The 17442-nt window shown below is 74.1% G+C and carries 14 protein-coding genes and 2 pseudogenes; 11 read left to right on the top strand and 5 right to left on the bottom strand.

Annotated features, from left to right (window positions below; all coding sequences use genetic code 11):
• Window positions 1-83: 83 nt before the first annotated feature.
• Window positions 84-326, bottom strand: a pseudogene (locus tag ACIOGZ_RS05075) (alpha/beta fold hydrolase); the annotation flags it as partial.
• Between the two features lie 239 nt (window positions 327-565).
• On the opposite strand from ACIOGZ_RS05075, the pseudogene ACIOGZ_RS05070 reads away from it, so the two are divergent.
• Window positions 566-715, top strand: a pseudogene (locus ACIOGZ_RS05070) (SAM-dependent methyltransferase); the annotation flags it as partial.
• A 75-nt stretch (window positions 716-790) separates the two neighbouring features.
• Here ACIOGZ_RS05070 and ACIOGZ_RS05065 read toward each other — a convergent pair.
• Complete coding sequence (locus tag ACIOGZ_RS05065) at window positions 791-2392, bottom strand: ABC-F family ATP-binding cassette domain-containing protein (RefSeq protein ID WP_363631326.1); 1602 nt, start codon at window positions 2390-2392, stop codon at window positions 791-793.
• A 230-nt stretch (window positions 2393-2622) separates the two neighbouring features.
• Here ACIOGZ_RS05065 and ACIOGZ_RS05060 point away from each other — a divergent pair, with 230 nt between their 5' ends.
• The gene (locus ACIOGZ_RS05060; RefSeq protein WP_363582669.1) at window positions 2623-3546 is read left to right on the top strand and encodes an alpha-L-glutamate ligase; all 924 of its coding nucleotides are present in this window, start codon (window positions 2623-2625) and stop codon (window positions 3544-3546) included.
• Between the two features lie 97 nt (window positions 3547-3643).
• Here ACIOGZ_RS05060 and ACIOGZ_RS05055 read toward each other — a convergent pair whose 3' ends face one another.
• Window positions 3644-4981, bottom strand: coding sequence for an FAD-dependent monooxygenase (locus tag ACIOGZ_RS05055; RefSeq protein ID WP_363631323.1), 1338 nt, complete (start codon window positions 4979-4981; stop codon window positions 3644-3646).
• Window positions 4982-5439: 458 nt separating this feature from the next.
• On the opposite strand from ACIOGZ_RS05055, the gene ACIOGZ_RS05050 reads away from it, so the two are divergent.
• The 3 genes from ACIOGZ_RS05050 (at window position 5440) to ACIOGZ_RS05040 (ending at window position 9897) form a co-directional block, all read left to right on the top strand.
• The gene (locus ACIOGZ_RS05050) at window positions 5440-6609 is read left to right on the top strand and encodes a magnesium and cobalt transport protein CorA (protein WP_363582673.1); all 1170 of its coding nucleotides are present in this window, start codon (window positions 5440-5442) and stop codon (window positions 6607-6609) included.
• 462 nt (window positions 6610-7071) lie between these two features.
• Window positions 7072-7893 carry an SDR family NAD(P)-dependent oxidoreductase gene (locus tag ACIOGZ_RS05045; protein WP_363582675.1) on the top strand — a complete coding sequence of 274 codons (822 nt, stop codon included), beginning with the start codon at window positions 7072-7074 and terminating at the stop codon, window positions 7891-7893.
• A gap of 492 nt (window positions 7894-8385) precedes the next feature.
• Entirely contained in the window at window positions 8386-9897 is a 1512-nt protein-coding gene (locus tag ACIOGZ_RS05040) for a hypothetical protein (protein WP_363582677.1), read from the top strand.
• A gap of 128 nt (window positions 9898-10025) precedes the next feature.
• Here the strand turns inward: ACIOGZ_RS05040 and ACIOGZ_RS05035 are convergent, their stop codons facing one another.
• Window positions 10026-10382, bottom strand: a complete 357-nt coding sequence (locus tag ACIOGZ_RS05035; RefSeq protein WP_363617074.1) for a hypothetical protein — start codon at window positions 10380-10382, stop codon at window positions 10026-10028.
• Window positions 10383-10477: 95 nt separating this feature from the next.
• Between ACIOGZ_RS05035 and ACIOGZ_RS05030 the strand changes: the two genes are divergently transcribed.
• The 4 genes from ACIOGZ_RS05030 (at window position 10478) to ACIOGZ_RS05015 (ending at window position 13452) form a co-directional block, all read left to right on the top strand.
• A complete protein-coding gene (locus ACIOGZ_RS05030; RefSeq protein ID WP_063350727.1) occupies window positions 10478-11074 on the top strand; it encodes a helix-turn-helix domain-containing protein in 597 nt (198 codons plus the stop codon).
• A gap of 68 nt (window positions 11075-11142) precedes the next feature.
• On the top strand, window positions 11143-12147 hold the full coding sequence (gene lepB / locus ACIOGZ_RS05025) for a signal peptidase I (RefSeq protein WP_400984929.1): 1005 nt from the start codon (window positions 11143-11145) through the stop codon (window positions 12145-12147).
• 138 nt (window positions 12148-12285) lie between these two features.
• Window positions 12286-12534, top strand: coding sequence for a hypothetical protein (locus ACIOGZ_RS05020; RefSeq protein ID WP_363631316.1), 249 nt, complete (start codon window positions 12286-12288; stop codon window positions 12532-12534).
• A gap of 258 nt (window positions 12535-12792) precedes the next feature.
• Window positions 12793-13452 (top strand): double zinc ribbon domain-containing protein, encoded by a 660-nt coding sequence (locus ACIOGZ_RS05015; protein ID WP_363582685.1) that lies wholly within the window; start codon window positions 12793-12795, stop codon window positions 13450-13452.
• A 116-nt stretch (window positions 13453-13568) separates the two neighbouring features.
• On the opposite strand, the gene ACIOGZ_RS05010 is transcribed toward ACIOGZ_RS05015, so the two are convergent.
• Window positions 13569-15344 carry an LCP family protein gene (locus tag ACIOGZ_RS05010; protein WP_400984927.1) on the bottom strand — a complete coding sequence of 592 codons (1776 nt, stop codon included), beginning with the start codon at window positions 15342-15344 and terminating at the stop codon, window positions 13569-13571.
• Window positions 15345-15563: 219 nt separating this feature from the next.
• Between ACIOGZ_RS05010 and ACIOGZ_RS05005 the strand changes: the two genes are divergently transcribed.
• Both ACIOGZ_RS05005 and ACIOGZ_RS05000 read left to right on the top strand, forming a co-directional pair.
• Window positions 15564-15941, top strand: coding sequence for a hypothetical protein (locus ACIOGZ_RS05005; protein ID WP_063350731.1), 378 nt, complete (start codon window positions 15564-15566; stop codon window positions 15939-15941).
• 100 nt (window positions 15942-16041) lie between these two features.
• Entirely contained in the window at window positions 16042-17340 is a 1299-nt protein-coding gene (locus ACIOGZ_RS05000) for a trans-sulfuration enzyme family protein (protein WP_400984925.1), read from the top strand.
• The last annotated feature ends 102 nt before the right edge of the window (window positions 17341-17442 follow it).

Below are 17442 nucleotides of genomic sequence, written 5' to 3'. Positions count from 1 at the left end.
CCCGACCCGACCGGGCCGGGTCCGGACGCACCGCACCACGACGCTCCGCACCAGCAGGCCGGCCGGCCCGGGGATGCCCCCGGGCCGGCCGCCTCGACGTACTCGGCGGACGGCAGTGCCCGGCGGAAGGGCCGTCCGGTGTTGTCGACGGGCAGGATGCGGTCGCCGGTGCCGTGCAGGATCGGGACCGGTACGTCGATGCGTGCGATGTCGGCGCGGAAGTCTGTGTACCAGGTGGAAGGTGCGGCGGAGACGACGTAGGAGCCCCCGGCGGCCGCGGTGTTCCAGCTGTTGCGGACGGCCTCCTCGCTTGGCCTTGTCCTGAGTGGCGAAGCCGGATTCCTCCGTCTGGCGTCCTGCCGCGTTGCGGTACCTGATCTTGTACTCGTGCGGGTACTTGCTCCAGCGGGACTCGGGGTGCTCGCACTCCTTGCAGAAGCTGCCCATGCCGCGGGTGAGGCCTGTGGTCGCGATGGTGGTTGGAACCTCCGGGAGTCTTGCTGACCTTTTGCTGACTCCGGATGGTCGATCATGCCCCTGAGCTGGGCGGAAACGTCAGTCCCGCCATATCCTGCGGAAGGTGATCTGGATGGTTCCGGGCTTCACCGTGGCGGCCTACCGGGACCGGCTGCGCGAACTGGACGCCCTGATCCGGGCGGAGGGGCCGTTCGTCGCCCACTCCGCGCGCTTCCTGATCGAGGCGCGCAGGCCGTAGGGCGGTTCAGGCCCGGCCGCGCCCCGCCGGGGAGACCGGCGGGGCGCGGCCGGGCTGGCGGGCGGGCGGCGCCGCTCACGCCAGGGCGACCAGCTCCAGGTAGGAGTCGTGCCACAGGTCCTCGTCGCCGTCGGGGAGGAGCAGGACGCGGTCGGGTCGCAGGGCCTCGATGGCACCCGGGTCGTGGGTGACCATCACGATCGCGCCCGGGTAGGTGCCGACCGCCGCCAGCACCTCCGCCCGGGAGGCCGGGTCGAGGTTGTTGGTGGGCTCGTCGAGCAGCAGGACGTTGGCGCCGGAGTGGACCAGGCCGGCCAGCGCCAGCCGGGTCTTCTCACCGCCCGAGAGGACCCCGGCCGACTTGTCGGCGTCGTCGCCGCGGAACAGGAACGCGCCGAGGACGTGCCGCAGTTCGCCGTCGCTCAGGTGGGGCGCGGCCTGGGCGAGGTTGTCGCGGACGCTGCGCGCCGGGTCGAGGGTGTCGTGCTCCTGCGCGAAGTAGCCGAGCCGCAGGCCCGGGCCGGGCACCACCCGTCCGGTGTCGGGGCTCTCGTGGCCGGCCAGGACGCGCAGCAGGGTGGTCTTGCCGGCGCCGTTCAGGCCGAGCACGACCATCCGGCTGCCCCGGTCGACGGCCAGGTCGAGGCCGGTGAGCACCGGGCGGCCGGCGTAGGCCTTGGCGAGGCTGATCGCGCCGAGCGGCATCCGGCCGCAGGGGGCGGGTTCGGGCAGCCGGATCCGGGCCGTCCGTTCGGCCTGCCGGGCGGGTTCGAGGTCGGCGAGCATCCGGTCGGCGCGGCGGGCCATGCTGCGGGCGCTGGTGGCGGTGGCGACGTTGGCCCGCATCCGGTCGGCCTGGGCGTGCAGGGCGGCGGCCTTGCGTTCGGCGTTGGCCCGTTCCCTGGTGCGGCGGCGCTCGTCGGCGGCGCGCTGGTCGAGGTAGGCCCGCCAGCCGGTGTTGTGGACGTCGATCGCGGCGCGCTGCGGGTCGAGGTGGAAGACCCGGTTGACGGTGTCGGCGAGCAGACCGAGGTCGTGGCTGATCAGGACCAGCCCGCCCTGGTGGGACGCGAGGAAGCCGCGCAGCCAGGCGACGGAGTCGGCGTCGAGGTGGTTGGTGGGTTCGTCGAGCAGCAGGGTGCCGTGGTCGGCGAAGAGGATCCGGGCCAGCTCGACCCGGCGGCGCTGGCCGCCGGAGAGGGTGCCGACCGGGGTGTCCATGACCCGGGCGGGCAGTCCGAGGCCGGCTGCGACCCGGGCGGCCTCGGCCTCGGCCGCGTAGCCGCCCCGGGACTGGAACTCGGCCTCGGCGCGAACGTAGACGTCCATCGCCCGGCGCTGGTCGTGCGGTCCGTCGGCCTGCGCCATCGCCTCCTCGGCGGCGCGCAGCGCGCGGACGGCGGTGGCCAGGCCGCGGGCGGACAGGATGCGGTCGGTGACGGTGGCGGACGGGTCGGCGGCGCGGGAGTCCTGCGGGAGGTAGCCGACGGGGCCGGTGCGGGTGACCGTCCCGGCGGCGGGCGGCAGTTGTCCGGCGAGGGTGGCGAGCAGGGTGGTCTTGCCGGCGCCGTTGCGGCCGACCAGGCCGATCCGGTCGCCGGGGGCGATGTGGACGGTGATGTCGGACAGCAGCAGGCGGGCGCCGACGCGCAGGTCGACACCACGGGTGGTGATCATGGGATAACGCTCCGAAACAGCGAACGGACACACGGGTGGTGTGGAGGCGGGTCCGTTGGCTAGGAAATTCGGGGCGTAGACATGCGGCCAGGATAGCGGGGCGGGTGAAGCGTCCGCATCCGAATTACCGGGGGAGCGCACCGCGTCCGCGCGGGTTTCGGCCAGTGGGGCGGGTGTTGGCTCGTGGGGCCCCCTTGCCGGGGCGCGGGCCCCGGGCTTCCATGACCCGCATGGGTCGACGTGAGCTCGTTCTCCTGACTGATCACAGTTCGACCGAAGGAAGCCGGGACGTCCTCGTCGCCGCCGCCCGGGCCCTCACCGGCCGGGCGCCCGTGCTGCTCGACGCCCGGCACTTCATGACCGGCGGGGGCGGCCGGATCCGCCCCGACGACGAGGGCGGGCTGCGCCTGGAGGCGGACGGCCGCAGCGTGGCGGCCGACGCCGTCGTGGTCTACGAGATCCCGCCGCACCGGCGGCGCGACTTCGCGCCCTTCCAGCGGCTGCTGGGCGCGCACGGCGCCCGCTCACTCGGCACCGATGTGCAGGCCTGGCGGGCGGCCACCGAGAAGGACCTCACGGTGGCCCGCTTCACCCGCGACGGCGTCGCGCACATGCCGACCGTCTCGCTGTCCCGGCCGAGCCCGCGGGCCGCCGCCGAGGCCTTCGACCGGCTCGGCGGCGACGTCTGGGCCCGGCCCTGCGTCGGGATGGGCGGCGACGACGTCTTCCACGTCACCACCCACGCCCAACTCGCCTCCGCCGCACGGCACTACGAGGACGACGGGGCGGACTGGCTGATCGCCCGGGACGCCCGCAACTTCACCCCGGACGGCCGCCGCCACCAGTACCGGGTGGTGGTGCTCGACGGCCGGGTGGTCCGGGTCGTCGAACACGTGCAGGCGGATCCGGACGCCCCCTGCAACGAGAGCCGCGGCGCCGTCTCCGCCCCGCTCGCCGCCGCCGAACTGCCCCGGGGGCTCGCGGACCTGGCGATCCGCGCGGTCGCCTGCCTGGGCCTGCCGCTGGCCGGTGTCGACCTCGCCGCCGAGAGCGGCGGCGTGGTCTTCGAGGTCAACGTCCACCCGGCGTTCGGCCGCGGCGCCCTGGAGCAGGTCGCCGTGCCGTACGTGGCCGCGCACCTGGAGCCCGTCTGACGGTTCCGGCCGGGCGCACGGCGGGCCGGGCGCGCCCCTGGTCGGCAGCCTGTGCGGAGCAGGCCGGCTCTCCTCACCCGAGGGCGCCCCCGGCCGGTCAGCTCCGCAGGATGGCGGCGAGGAGCGACGGGCGGAACAGCAGCGTCGGCGGGGCGACCAGCGACATCACCTCGTGGAACGCGGCGGTGACCGCCGGGTCGTGGGCGGCGCCGGCCAGCACCTTGTCGAGGAAGCGGTGCTGGAACGCGAGCAGGGCGCCGGAGGGGCCGCCGGTGGTGGCGGCGAAGCGGACGTCCTCGGTGCAGGACATCACCCACGGGTTCTTGGAGACGGCCGCGATCGCACGCCGGGCGTCCCGGGCCGTGGCGTGGCCGATGCCGCCGTGGCGCAGGGCGGTGCGGCGCAGCTCGCGGGCGCAGAACAGGGCGACGGTGACGCCCTGCCCGTACACCGGGTTGAAGGTGCTGGCGGCGTCGCCGACCACCACCAGGCCGTCCGGGGCGCTGCGTTCGTAGTGTCGCCGGATGCCGGGGCCGGGGACGAAGCCGCGCACCTCGCCGGCCGGCTCGGCCTGCTGGAGCGCCTCGCGGATGCTCGGGTCGCGCAGCCGGGCCAGTTGCTTGGTGAACCCGGCTTCGCCGGGCTCGGGTTCGGCGCCGCGCATGCCGGCGACGCTGACGATCCAGCGGTCGCCCTCGACCGGCAGCAGTACGCCCAGGTGGGGCGCGTCGGGGGCCTTGGTCTGCAGGTATATCGCCTTGTAGCCGATGTCGACGCCGGCCGGGCGGTGGAACAGCCGGGAGGAGTACGCGACGCCCGCGTCCACCCGCTCCTCGGGCACCGGCGGGTGGCCCAGCTCCGCCAGCCAGTCCGGCACCGAGGTCGTGCGGCCGGCCGCGTCCACCACCAACTCGGCCGGGATCTCCCGGACTTCGCCGCGCTCTGGCCCGCGGTCGCGGACCTTGACGCCGGTCACCGTGCGGGCCGACCCGAGCAGGCCGACCACGTCGGCGCCTTCCAGGAACTCGATCGCGGGATCGGCGCGGACCCGGTCCAGCACCGCCTTGTCCAGCACCGGCCGGGTGCAGGAGAGGAAGGCGAGCTGCGCCGGGTACTGCGCCATCCACCCCGCCGAGCTGAGCCACTTCAGATCGCCCGAGACGGCGACCCTCATCGCGCCCGCCTCCGTGAGCTCCTTCTTGATGCCGGGCATCATCTCCTCCAGCGCCCGGTGCCCGGCCTCCAGCACCAGGTGCGCGTGTCGGCCCTGCGGCACCCCGGCCCGGAACGTGGGCTCCGCCGGGTAGCGGTCCCGCTCCACCACCACGATCCGCTCGGCGAACCCGCGCAGGGCCCAGGCCGCCACCGTGCCGGCCAGTCCGCCGCCGATCACCACCGCCGTGCCCCGCCCGGGGGCCGTTTCCGAAGAAGTCATGACACGTAGCGTAGTCGGGCGGTGGCGGCCCCGTAGTCGCATCGGCGGGACGAACGGGCAGGGTGCGGGCGGCCGTTGGAGCCCGAACGCGCCGGGCGCACGACCGGCCCGGAACGTTGCCGCGCGGGCCCCCGGGGGCGGGCGGTGGGAGGCACCCGGGAGCGGGTACTACACTCGGCGGGAGTTGTGCAGGCCCCCCTTTCGGTGCGCGGGCGCGCGGAGCCGAGGAGGTGAGAGCCGTGGAGTGCAGTAGTCCGGGTCGAAGTCGGCCCCGCCCCCGGTTGTCCCGCACCATTCGCGGCACCCGGCGTTCCTCCTCCCGTACGGCTCCCGCGCGGCGCTGACCTCGTCCTCGACGAGGTGCCGCCGGTCGCGCCGTGCGCGTGGTGGCCGGCCGGGCGCCTCCGGCCCGCTGTCCCCGGACGGCGGCCCGGGCACCCACCGTGGAGGTATCCGCCATGTCCGACTGGCGTGTGCGCGCCGTGCGCGCGAGCAAGCGTCCGTTCTCCCGCCCCGTCGGGGGCTCCGGCCCCGTCGACACGCAGCCGGCGCCGGAGCACTCGATGGATCCGCGGCCCGACCAGCCCGTCGAGCCGGTCACCCTGGAGCGCTCGGTGGTGGACGCGGCGGTCTACCGGGACGGGCGGCGGATCGACGCACCGGCGAACCTCGCCGACATCTACCGCGAACTGCCCGACCGGCCCGGCGCGATGGCCTGGATCGGCCTGTACCGCCCGGCCGAGGCGCAGCTGCTGGAGGCGGCGGACCGGTTCAACCTGCACGAACTGGCCGTCGAGGACGCCATCGTCGCCCACCAGCGGCCGAAGCTGGAGCGCTACGGCGACACGCTGTTCGTGGTGCTGCGTGCCGCGCGCTACCTGGACGAGGCGGAGGAGGTCGACTTCGGCGAGATCCACCTCTTCGTGGGCCCCGACTTCGTGCTCACCGTCCGCCACTCCCAGGCGCCGGACCTGTCCGCGGTGCGCCGCCGCCTGGAGACGGACCCGGACCTGCTCGCGCTCGGCCCGGAGGCGGTGCTGTACGCGGTGCTGGACGCCGTGGTGGACGGTTACGCGCCGGTGATCGCCGGGCTCCAGCACGACATCGACGAGATCGAGACGGAGGTGTTCGGCGGCGACCCGCAGGTCTCCCGGCGCATCTACGAGCTGTCCCGCGAGGTGATCGAGCTCCAGCGGGCGACCCGGCCGCTGCTGGAGATCATGAGGAGCCTGGAGGCGGGCTTCGGCAAGTACGGCACCGACGACGAGCTGCAGCGCTACCTGCGCGACGTCGCCGACCACGCCACCTACGCCGCCGAGCGGGTGGACGGCTTCCGGCAGATGCTGCAGAACATCCTGACCGTGAACGCGACGCTGGTCTCGCAGCGGCAGAACGAGGAGATGAAGCAGCTCGCCGAGGCCGGGCACGTGCAGAACGACGAGATCAAGAAGATCTCCTCCTGGGCGGCGATCCTCTTCGCGCCGACGCTGATCGGCACCGTCTACGGGATGAACTTCGAGATCATGCCGGAGCTCAAGTGGGCGTTCGGCTACCCGTTCGCGATCGGGCTGATGGCGCTGGTCTGCACCGGGCTGTACGTGGTCTTCAAGCGCCGCAACTGGCTCTGACAGCGGGGCGGGGTGGGGCGCGGCGCGGCGCGGCGCGGTCGGCTCGGGCGCGGTGCTCGCGACCGGCTCCGCCGTGCGCCGAAATCCGGTGCGGGTTGACCGGCGGCCGCAACCGGCGTCGGCCGCACGGCTGTTCGCCCGGCGTCAGGGATTCGTCAGGGCGGCGGCGCGGCGCTTGCCCCGGTCCGCGCCCGCCGGTTGGATGAGGAGCATGAACCGCCCGGCACGCCACCACGACCGCCCGCCGCATCCGCGGCCGCCGGTCCGCGTCGCCGCGGCCGCCATCGCCGTGCGCTGATCCGCGCCTCCCCGCCGGAGGGCACGGCACGTGCCGCGCCCCGCCCCGTCGCCCGATCGGCGCGGGGTGCGGGCGGGCGCGCGAGTTCCGCATCTCATCAGGTCTTTTGAGCCCGCACCCCGGCCCGGACAGGGCCGGCGGTGCCCCGCACCCTGGGAACGGTCATGTCCGAATCCGCCCTGTCCGCTCGTACCGCCCTCGTCACCGGCGCCTCCTCCGGCATCGGCTGGGAGACCGCCCGGCTGCTCGCCGGGCTGGGCGCCACCGTGCTGGTGCACGCCCGGACCACCCCGGAGGCCGAGGCGGCCGTCGCCCGGCTGGTCGACGCCGGCGCCCGCCGGGACCAACTCGTCGAGCTGGCCGCCGACTTCACCCGCCTCTCGGAGGTCGCGGTGCTGGCCGGTACGGTCGTCAAGCACTACCCGGCGCTGGACCTGCTGGTCAACAACGCCGCCGCGATGGCGCCCGAGCGCTGCACGCTGACCGACGACGGCAACGAGGTCTCGCTGCAGGTCAACTTCCTGGCCGCGCACCTGCTGGCCAGGCTGCTGCGGGCGCCGCTCTCGGCATCCGGCGACGCCCGGATCGTCAACGTCTCGTCCTCGCTGCACCGGACGGCTTCGATGAACTGGTCGGACCCGCACCGGGTGAAGAGGTACTCGCGGGTGGCCGCGTATGCGCAGTCGCAGCTCGCGCTCACCATGGCGACCGCCGACATGGCCCCGGCCGGCTCCGGCATCACCGCCGTCAGCCTCAACCCGGGCCTGTGCGACACGGCGCTGCTGCCGCTGTACGGGCGGGCCGGCGCGCCGGCGGCGGAGGGTGCGGCGGCCGTCGTCCGGCTCTGCCTGCCGGACGTCGCGGTCGCCAACGGCGCCTACTACGACGGCGGTTCGGTGGCGCCGGTGGCGCAGGCCGCCCAGGAGGAGCGCTCGCTGAAGCGCCTGGTCAAGCTGGCAGACCAGTTGGTCGGCCAGGCCGCTTGAAGCCCTTCCCCGGAATCGGAGAGCACGCGATGTCCAAGCGCGCCCGCAAGAAGAGGGCCCGGCGGAAGAACACGGCGAACCGCGGCCGCCGGGCCGGGCAGGGCTGACCCGCCCACCACCGCGGGCCACCACCCATCACCACTCACCACTCACCACTCACCACTCACCACTCACCACCGCCGAGAACCACCGCGAACCGGCGGACACCGCCGGGCGCCGGGGACGGTCGCTAAGGATGCGTCAAGAACGGCGCCCGGCGGCGTCAAGGAGCCGTCAGGGGGCGGCTTCCCGCAGGTGGCGCGGCACTAGCGTCGCCCGGCGGAGAGAAACGGTTCTGCTCCGGTTTCAGCAGGAAACCCCGGCGGACCGTGCAGCGGGGGAGAGGAACGTGCGGCCATGACCACCTCGGCAGCGGGCACGACGGCCACCACGGGGGAGGCGGCCCCGGGGACGGAAACCGGTCCGGCGGGGGAACCGGCCCCAGCCGGACCATTGGCCAGGACAACGGCCACAACAACGGCCCGGACATCGGCCCGGACAGCGATTCGGACAACGGCCGCCCCGAGCGCCCTGGCCCGGCTCCGGCACGGCGCACGGACGGTCGGCGGCCGCGCCTACTGGACCACTCCGCGCCTGGTCCGAGGCCTCACTACGCTCAGCCTGGCCGCCCTGATCGGCCTCGGCGCGGCCGCCACCACCGTCCTCGGCGGGGCCCGCGACGGCACCGACACCATCGGCCACCGGGCCGCCCCGCAGGCCACCCGCGCCGCCGACCTCTACTTCGCGCTCAGCGACATGGACGCCCAGGCCGCCAACCTGCTGCTGGTCGGCGCCGACCCCGACTACACGGCGCTGCGCAAGCAGACCCTCGACACCTACGAGCAGCGCCGTGCGCAGGCCGACGGCGACCTCCAGCAGGCCGCCCAGGCCGCCGCCGCCGACCCGGCCGGCCAGAGCGCCGTCCAGCAGGTGCTCGGCCAGCTCGGCAGCTACGAGGCCCTGGTGGCCCGCGCCCAGCTGCTGGAGGAGCAGGCCAAGGCCCCGGCTGGCCAGCCCTCGCCCGCCGCCCTGGACGCCTACCGCCAGGCCACCGACCTGCTGCGCCAGCAACTGCTGCCCGCCGCCGACCAGGTCACCGCCGCCAACGAGGCCACCGTCGAGCAGGTCTACACCGAGCGCCGCGACGCCCTCGGCAGCGGCTGGTGGTGGCTGCTCGCGGTCGGCCTGCTCGCACTCGCCGCGCTGCTCGGGCTCCAGCGCGTCCTGGCGGTGCGCTACCACCGCGTCGTCAACCCGGCGCTGGCCGCAGTCACGCTGCTCACCGGCGTCGTGCTGGCGATCGGCCTGCACCTGGTCAGCCGCGCCGACGACCACCTGGTGACCGCCAAGAGCAACGCCTACGACTCGGTGATCGCGCTCAGCCGCGCCCGTGCCGTCGCCTTCGACCTGAACGCCGACGAGAGCCGCTACCTCACAGACCCGTCCCGCGCGGCCGCCTACGAGCAGAGCTTCCTCGACAAGACCCAGGCGATCGCCCGCCTGGACGGCGCCACCCTCGCCGACTACAACGCCCAACTGGCGGCCGCCGCCGCCCGGCACCGCGCCGACCACGCGGCCGTCCCCTTCGGCGGCTACCTCGGCACCGAACTGCACAACATCACCTTCCCCGGCGAGCAGGACGCCGCAGAGCGGGTGCTGGCCGCCTTCCAGCAGTACCAGCAGGACGACCGGAAGATCCGCGCGCTGCGCGACGAGGGCCGGCTCAAGGAGGCGGTGACGCTCAACACCGGTCTCTCCCAGGGGCAGTCCAACTACGACTTCGACCAGCTGAGCACGGCCATCGGGGACACCATCGCGGTCAACGCCATGGCGATGGACTCGGCGGTCGCCGCGACCGACGGCGACCTCGACGCCAGCACGGCGGCCCTGGCCGCGGGGGCGCTGGCGGCGGCGCTCGCCCTCACCGCGCTGGGTGTCCGGCCGCGCCTGCGCGAGTACCGGTAGCCGCCGGCACCGACCCCGCGGCGGGGCCCGGTAGCGACGCACGCCGCCACCGGGCCACGCCGCGGGGCAGCCGGTCATGCCCCGGGCGGGCTTCGGCGGAGCCCCCGGCGGGCTCCGGTGCCCCGGTCTCAGCCGGCGGCGAGCCGGTCGTACTCGGCGTCCGGGTCCAGCTGGCGCCGGTACTCGGCGTGCAGCCGGACGTCGCCGTCCGGCCCGGCCAGGCGGGCGAGCGGGCCCCGGACGCCCGGGAGCGGCCGGGCGCGCGGCCACTGCTGGGCGAGTACGGCGAGCGGGGTGCCGTCGCCGGAGCGCAGGATCCAGCTGGCGCGGCCGCCGCCGATCAGGGGCAGGTACGGCCGGGGGAGTCCGAGGGCGGCGAGCGCCTCCGGCAGATCGAGGCCGTCGGGTAGGGCGAGCGCCGCGGCGTGCGGGGCGTCGGCGTCGTCGCCGGCCGCGACGCTGTCCCGGGTGAGGTGGATGCGCATGGCCGGACAGCATAGGGCGCGCCGACGCGCCCGCGCGCCCGTGCACCGGTGTGCCGGTTTGACAAACACCCTTGCCGTCCCGGCGAATGGCAGGCATGGCCGACGAAGACTTCGAGAACGTCCTCACCACAGTGGGCCCCCGGCTGCGCGCCCTGCGACGCGAGCGCGGCACCACCCTCGCCAAACTGGCCGCCGCCACCGGGATCTCGCTCAGCACGCTGTCCCGGCTGGAGTCCGGGCAGCGCAAGCCGACCCTGGAACTGCTGCTGCCGCTGGCCCGGGAGTACCGGGTGCCGCTGGACGAACTGGTCGGCGCCCCGGCCACCGGTGACCCCCGGGTCCATCCCCGCCCGGTGACCAGGAACGGCCAGACCATCATCCCGCTCACCCGCCACCTCGGCGGTCTGCACGCCTTCAAGCAGATCATGCCGCCCGGCCGGGGCACCGAGCCCGAGTTGGAGCTGAAGGTGCACGAGGGCCACGAATGGCTGTACGTCCTGTCCGGCCGGCTGCGGCTGGTGCTCGGTTCGCACGACCTGGTGCTGACGGCCGGTGAGGCCGCCGAGTTCGACACCCGGACCCCGCACGCCTTCGGCAACGCCGGGCCGCAGCCGGTGGAGTTCCTCAGTCTGTTCGGTCCTCAGGGTGAGCGGATCCATGTCAGGGCGCGCCCGGGAACCTCCGTTCGGTAGGTTCGTTCCCTGACAGCGGGGGTTTTCCGTTCCGGTCTCCCGCCAGGCCGTCGGGAGGGGCCGAGAAGATGAGTGTCCAGCAGAGCACGGAGTCCGGCGAGAGCGGTGGAACCGGGGAGCGCGGTGCGGTGGGTGCGCCCGAAGTCCCGGGCGCGGCGGGGGCCTTCGGGGCCTCCGGCGGCGGATCCGGCCGGGCCGGCGGTGGTTCCGGCGGCGGCGACGGCAGCGGCGGCAGCGGTCCGACCGGTGGGGCCGACGGGACCGGCGGTGCGGAGCCGGACGCCAAGAGCGGGCGGAAGAAGCGCCCGTTCTGGCAGGAGCTCCCGATTCTGCTGGTGATCGCCCTGCTGCTCTCGCTCGGCATCAAGACCTTCTTCGTCCAGGCCTTCTCGATCCCCTCCGGTTCGATGGAGCAGACCCTGGCGATCGGCGACCGGGTGCTGGTCGACAAGTTGACGCCGTGGTTCGGTGCCGAGCCCGAGCGTGGCGAGGTGGTGGTCTTCCGTGATCCGGGCGGCTGGCTGGAGAGCGTGCCGACGCACGCGGACGGCTCGGTCATGAGCTCGGTCCAGAAGGTGCTGAGCACCGTCGGCCTGATGCCTTCGGCGGACGAGAAGGACCTGATCAAGCGGGTGATCGCGGTCGGCGGGGACACCGTCGAGTGCAAGGCGGGAAGCCCGCTGAAGGTGAACGGCGTCGCGCTGGACGAGCCGTACCTGTTCCCCGGCTCGGCGCCCTGCGACCAGGACCCGGTGGGCATCGTCACCGTCCCCAAGGGCAAGCTCTGGGTGATGGGCGACCACCGCAACAACTCGCGGGACTCCCGCCCGCACCACAACGAGACCGGTGACGGCTTCGTGCCGGTGGGGAACGTGATCGGCCGGGCGTTCGTCGTCGCGTGGCCGCTCACGGACTGGTCCACCCTGCCCGTCCCGGACACCTTCGGCAAGGTGCCGGCGGGCGCGGCCGCGCCGGTGCAGGCGCCGTCGGCGCCGGACGCGCTCGGGCTGGCCGCCGTCGTGCCGTTCGCCCTGTGGCGCCGCCGCCGTAGCGCGCGCCGGAGCCGCCACTGAGCCGGGTGAGGGCTTCGGCGGAACTCCTCCCGTCCTTCTCTACACGCCTGTAGAGTTTCCGGGGTGAGCTGCACGCCTGGTCGCGTGGCCGCCCGACCGGGGAGGCCGCGCGCCGGGGTCGGGTCGGGAGGCGGAACCGTGGTGGAGAGTCGGCGCAGTCCTGTGGCCGTCGGGGAACCGGCGGACCCGGACGTCCAGTGGGTGTACCAGCCGGTCGAGGTGGACCTCGGCGACGGCGCCTGGGCGTCCGGGCGGATCAGCGGCTGGTGGCAGGACTCCGCCGGGCAGCGGTGGTGCCGGTTGCGGGTGAGTCGCAGCGGGCGGCCGGCGGGCTGGGAGCGGTTCGATCCGGCGCGGGTCCTGCTGCTGCCGGTCGCCGGGCTCTGAAGAGACGTCGGCCGGTTTCGACGAGACCGGTTCCGATCGGACCGGAACCGGCCTGATCGGTACCGGCATGATCGGAACCGGACCGGTGGGCCCGGACGTCCCTCGGTGCGGCGATCACGAGGCGTTGTCCATAAGAGATTCACAAAATATGACGGCATGTGCGATTCTGTGCAGCGCCCCCGTGACCCGCCCCATCCGTGTCGGCACCTTGGGGGGCCCGGGGACCGCCGACATGCCACTTCATCGACCGGGGACGACGTGAGTTCCGAGATCTACTTCAGCAGCAACTACCGCGACCTGTGCGAGCAGCACGGCACCGGCGCGGGCTTCCAGTTCGAGTTCTCCTGCTACCGCTGCTCCGACACCTGGCGCTCGTCGTTCGAGGCGTTCACCACCGGTCAGGTGGCGGGCTGGATCGGCAAGGGCGTCAGCGCCGCCTGGAACCTCATCGGCGGCAACGCCAACACCATCAGCAACGCCGCCGACGGCCTGGCCGGCCACACCTGGGGCAACGCGCGCGACGCCGCCTTCCAGCGCGCGATCACCAACGCCCAGGTGCACTTCAACCGCTGCGCCCGCTGCACCCACTACGTCTGCGGCCGCTGCTTCGACCCGGGCCAGGGCCTGTGCCACAACTGCGCCCCGGACACGGCGGCCGAGGCGATGGCGGCGCAGCGGCGCGGCCTCAACGACATGGTGTCCGACCGCTCCTACCAGCAGGGCCAGCAGTCCGGCGCCGAGTTCGACGTGCGGACGCCGCGCCAGCTCGTCTGCCCGCAGTGCTCGGCGGAGACGCACGGCACGCCGTTCTGCCCGGGCTGCGGCCACCGGCTCGCCCAGCCGACCCAGTGCGGCCAGTGCCACCAGGACATCCCGGAGGGCGCCGCGTTCTGCCCGTCCTGCGGCACCAGGCGCTGACCCCGCAGGCCTCGTAGACCTCGCAGGCCCAGCACGCCCCGCGCACCTCGCGACGGCGGGGCGCCTCCGGATCGGGATCCGCAGGCGCCCCGCCGTCGTCGTGCGTCCCGTCCGGGTCAGCCGTACGACACGTTGGCGCACGGGTCGTCGTCGGCCGACCGGGCGGCGTTGGCGACGCTGCTGGGCACCGGGGCCGGAGCGGCCGGGGCGCCGGCCGACGCGGAGGCGGCCGGGTCGGCGGCACCGGCCGGATTGGCGGCGGCGAAGTCGTGACCGAGCACCACGCTGACACCCTTGCCGCCGGCCTGGACGGTGGCACCCGGGAACAGCTTCGCGACCGCGTCGGCCGCGGCGCGCTCGCCCGCGCCGTACTCGACGACCGTGGTGGAGCGCGGCTTGCCGGTCGCGTTGCCGACGCTGGTCACGGTGTAGCCGGCGCCCTTGACAGCCTCCGCGGCCTTGCCGCCGAGCCCGGTCGCGCCGGTGCCGTTGAGCACGGCGACCTTCACGTCGGCGGGCTTGGCCTCGCCGCCCTTGGCGTCCGGCACGGGGGTGGTGGCGGTGGGGCTGGGGGTGGCCTCGGCGGCGGGGGTACCCGGCGCGGTGGAGTCCGCGGCGGTGGCGCTGGCGTCCTGGCCGTCCAGGGTGCGGTCGGCCTTGAGTGCGGCCCAGAGCTGGTCCGCGTCGGGGTGGACGAGGGCGACTCGCGGGCCCTCGTAACGCCACGGCGCCGTCACGAACTTGACGTCGTGCAGGTTGACGTCCTTGAGCGACATGGCGAAGGAGAGGAGCTTGGCCGCCGAGCCGAGGTCGGGGTCGACGGTGAGCGACTTGGTCGCGGCGTCGGCGAGCGGCAGGAGGGTGGTCGGGTCCATGCCGCGGGACTTGACCTCCTTGATGAGCGAGGAGAGGAAGGCCTGCTGACGCTTGGTGCGGCCGATGTCGGAGCCGTCGCCGATGCCGTGCCGCACTCGGACGAAGTCGAGCGCGGACTGGCCCTCCACCTTCTGCTTGCCCTTGGGGAAGACCAGCTTGCCCTTCTTGCCCAGGTTCGGGTTCAGATCGCCCTCGTGGATGTCGTTCGGCAGGCAGACCTCGACGCCGCCGACCGCCTTCGTCATCGAGGCGAAGCCGTTGAAGTCCACCACGATGGTGTGGTCGACCCGCAGGTTGGTGAGCTTCTCGACGGCGTTCTGGGTGCAGGCCGGGTTGCCCTGGTCGCTGTCGCCCACCGAGAAGGCGCTGTTGAACATCACATTGGTCTGCTCCTTGGTCCACTTGCCGTTCGGGAGCTTGCACGGCGGGATGGTGACCAGGGAGTCGCGGGGGATGGAGATGCCGACGGCGTGCTTGTGGTCGGCGTAGACGTGCAGCAGGATCGCGGTGTCCGAGCGGGCGCCGCCGTCCCCGCCGCCGCCCAGGTCGCTGTTGCCGTTGCCGCGGCTGTCCGAGCCGATCAGCAGGACGTTGACCGGGGAGCGGCCCTGGGCGTCCGGGGCCGCGGCGGCCGGCCGGTCCTTGCTGAGGGCATCGCCGTCGAAGGTGGTGAGGTTGCTGTTCAGGCGGTAGTAGACGGCGCAGCCGCCGAGGACGAGGAGGGCGGTGCAGCCGGCCGTCACCCAGAGCACCTTCTCCTTGGTGCTGCGCTTGGCCTTCGGCTTCGCCCGGCTCGTGCGGCCCGCCTGACCGGCCCCGCCTGCTTGACCGGCCCCGCTCGCCTGACCGGCCCTGCGTGCCTGACCGGTCCGGCCGGCCTGGCCGCCGTCCGCCGGGCGGCCCTCCGCGGTGCGGTCCTCGGGTGTGCGGCCGTCGGGTATGCGGCCCTCCGGCGAGCCGCCGGCCGCCCGGCGCGGCGATTTTCCGGCTCCGGGGGAACCCCTGCGACCAGACACGTCGTCATCCTCCACAGTTGCCACGAAACCCCCGTCGAACCGGCGGGCGTGCGTGACCGGGGCCGGAGCCGATCCGGGCAGGCCCGTCGCTAAACTTTTACACCGCTGTAGAAACTCAGTGGAGCATACTAGGCGCAGATGAGAAAACCACCTGGTCAGACCAGCGGATCCGGTCAGCCAGGCTCCTCCGCGCTGCTCAGAACCCGTACGAGGAGCACGATGACTCACCGGATCGCACGTTCGATAGCCGGCGCCCTGGTGGCACTGCTGGCCGCCGTCGGCCTCACCGCCGCGGCGTCGAGCGCGACGGCGACGGCCGCACCCCGGCCCGTCGCGGCCGCCGCCACCACCGTTTCCGTCACCGGCTCCGGCCCGGCCGCCCCGGCGGCGGGCCCGGCCGTCTCCGTCAGCACCCGGAGCGGTCAGACCGCGCCGGCCGCCCACCTCGCGGCCAAGGACGAGAAGAAGAAGTCGGGCTTCTTCGCCAAGCTCGGCAAGTTCCTGATCGTCGTGGTCATCCTGATCATCCTGTTCTTCGTGCTGCTGATCGTCGGCATCGTCTACGCCGCGAAGCGGATCTTCGGCCGCCGCAAGTGAGTCGCGGTGGCCCGCCCCGGAGCCGCAGCGGCACCGGGGCGGGCCACCCGGGCGCGATTGGCCCTGGGCGCGGCGTGCGACCGGCCCGACGATGGGCGGCATGAGCGACTACCTCGGCCACCGGGCCCCCGACGGACAGCAGGCTTCTGGCGGACAGCAGACCCCCGACGGACACCGGACCCCCGACGGACACTGGGCCCCCGACGGACACTGGGCCCCCGGCGCGCTGCGCCCCGAGAGCCGGATCGTCCACCCGCCTCTCGCGGACATCACCGGCAGCCGCCCGATGGGCGTGCCACTGCACCAGAGCCACCTCTTCGCCTTCGACACCAGCGACGCGCTCACCCAGGCCTTCAGCGGCCCGGGCGGGGCCTTCTTCTACAACCGCTACGGCAACCCGACCGTCCGCTCGCTGGAGACGGCGGTGGCCGACCTCGAAGGCGGCGCCGGTGCGATCGCCACCGCCTCCGGCATGGGCGCGATCAACACCGTCCTGCTCGCCCTGCTGCGCTCCGGCGACCACGTGATCGCCCAGCGAAGCCTGTACGGCGGTACCTTCGCCGTGCTCGCCGACCTCGCCGAGCGCTGGGGGGTGGAGGTCACCCACGTCGGGGGCGACGACCCGGCCGAGGTCGAGGCGGCCCTGCGGCCCACCACCCGGCTGCTGCACCTGGAGACCATCTCCAACCCCACCACCAGGGTCACCGACCTGCCCGGGCTGATCGGCGTCGCCAAGCGGGCCGGGGTGGTCAGCGTCGTGGACAACACCTTCGCGACGCCGCTGCTCTGCCGGCCGATCGAGTACGGCGCGGACGTCGTCATCCACTCGGCCACCAAGTACCTCGGCGGCCACTCGGACGTCCTGGCCGGCGTCGCCGTTCTCGCGGACGCCGAACTGCACCGCAAGGTCTGGCACTACGCCATCGAACTCGGCGCCGCCGTCGACCCGTTCGCCGCCTGGCTGACCCTGCGCGGCCTCCAGACCCTCGCCCTGCGGGTCCGCCGGCACTGTGAGAGCGCCCTCGACCTGGCCGGTCGCCTCGCCGCCCACCCCGCGGTCGGGGCCGTCCACTACCCGGGCCTGCCCGGGCACCCCGACCACGACCTCGCCCGCCGGCTCCTGCCCGACGGCCACGGCGGCGTCCTGGCCTTCGACCTCGTCGGCGGCCGCGAGGCGGCCCGCACCTTCACCGAGTCCGTCCGCCTGGCCGCCCTCGCCCCCTCCCTCGGCGGCGTGCACACCCTCGTGCTCCACCCGGCCAGCACCTCCCACCGCCAGCTCGACGACGCCGAGTTGGCCGCCGCCGGGATCGGCCCGGGGACGGTGCGGGTGTCGGTGGGCATCGAGCACCCCGAGGACCTGTGGGCGGACGTGGAGGGTGCGCTGGCGAAGGTGTGACGGCCGCCCGACCGGCGCCGCCGGGCTGTCGACCGGTTGCGTGCGCGTGCACCTAAATGTATGGTGCGTGCGCACGCACACACTTTTCCCCGGAGAAGCCGG

Origin of the sequence: Kitasatospora sp. NPDC088160, from assembly GCF_044741445.1 — a bacterium.
Taxonomy (GTDB): Bacteria; Actinomycetota; Actinomycetes; order Streptomycetales; family Streptomycetaceae; genus Kitasatospora.
The sequence above is the reverse complement of the archived record's forward strand: the minus strand, read 5'-3'. Positions and strand labels throughout refer to the sequence as shown.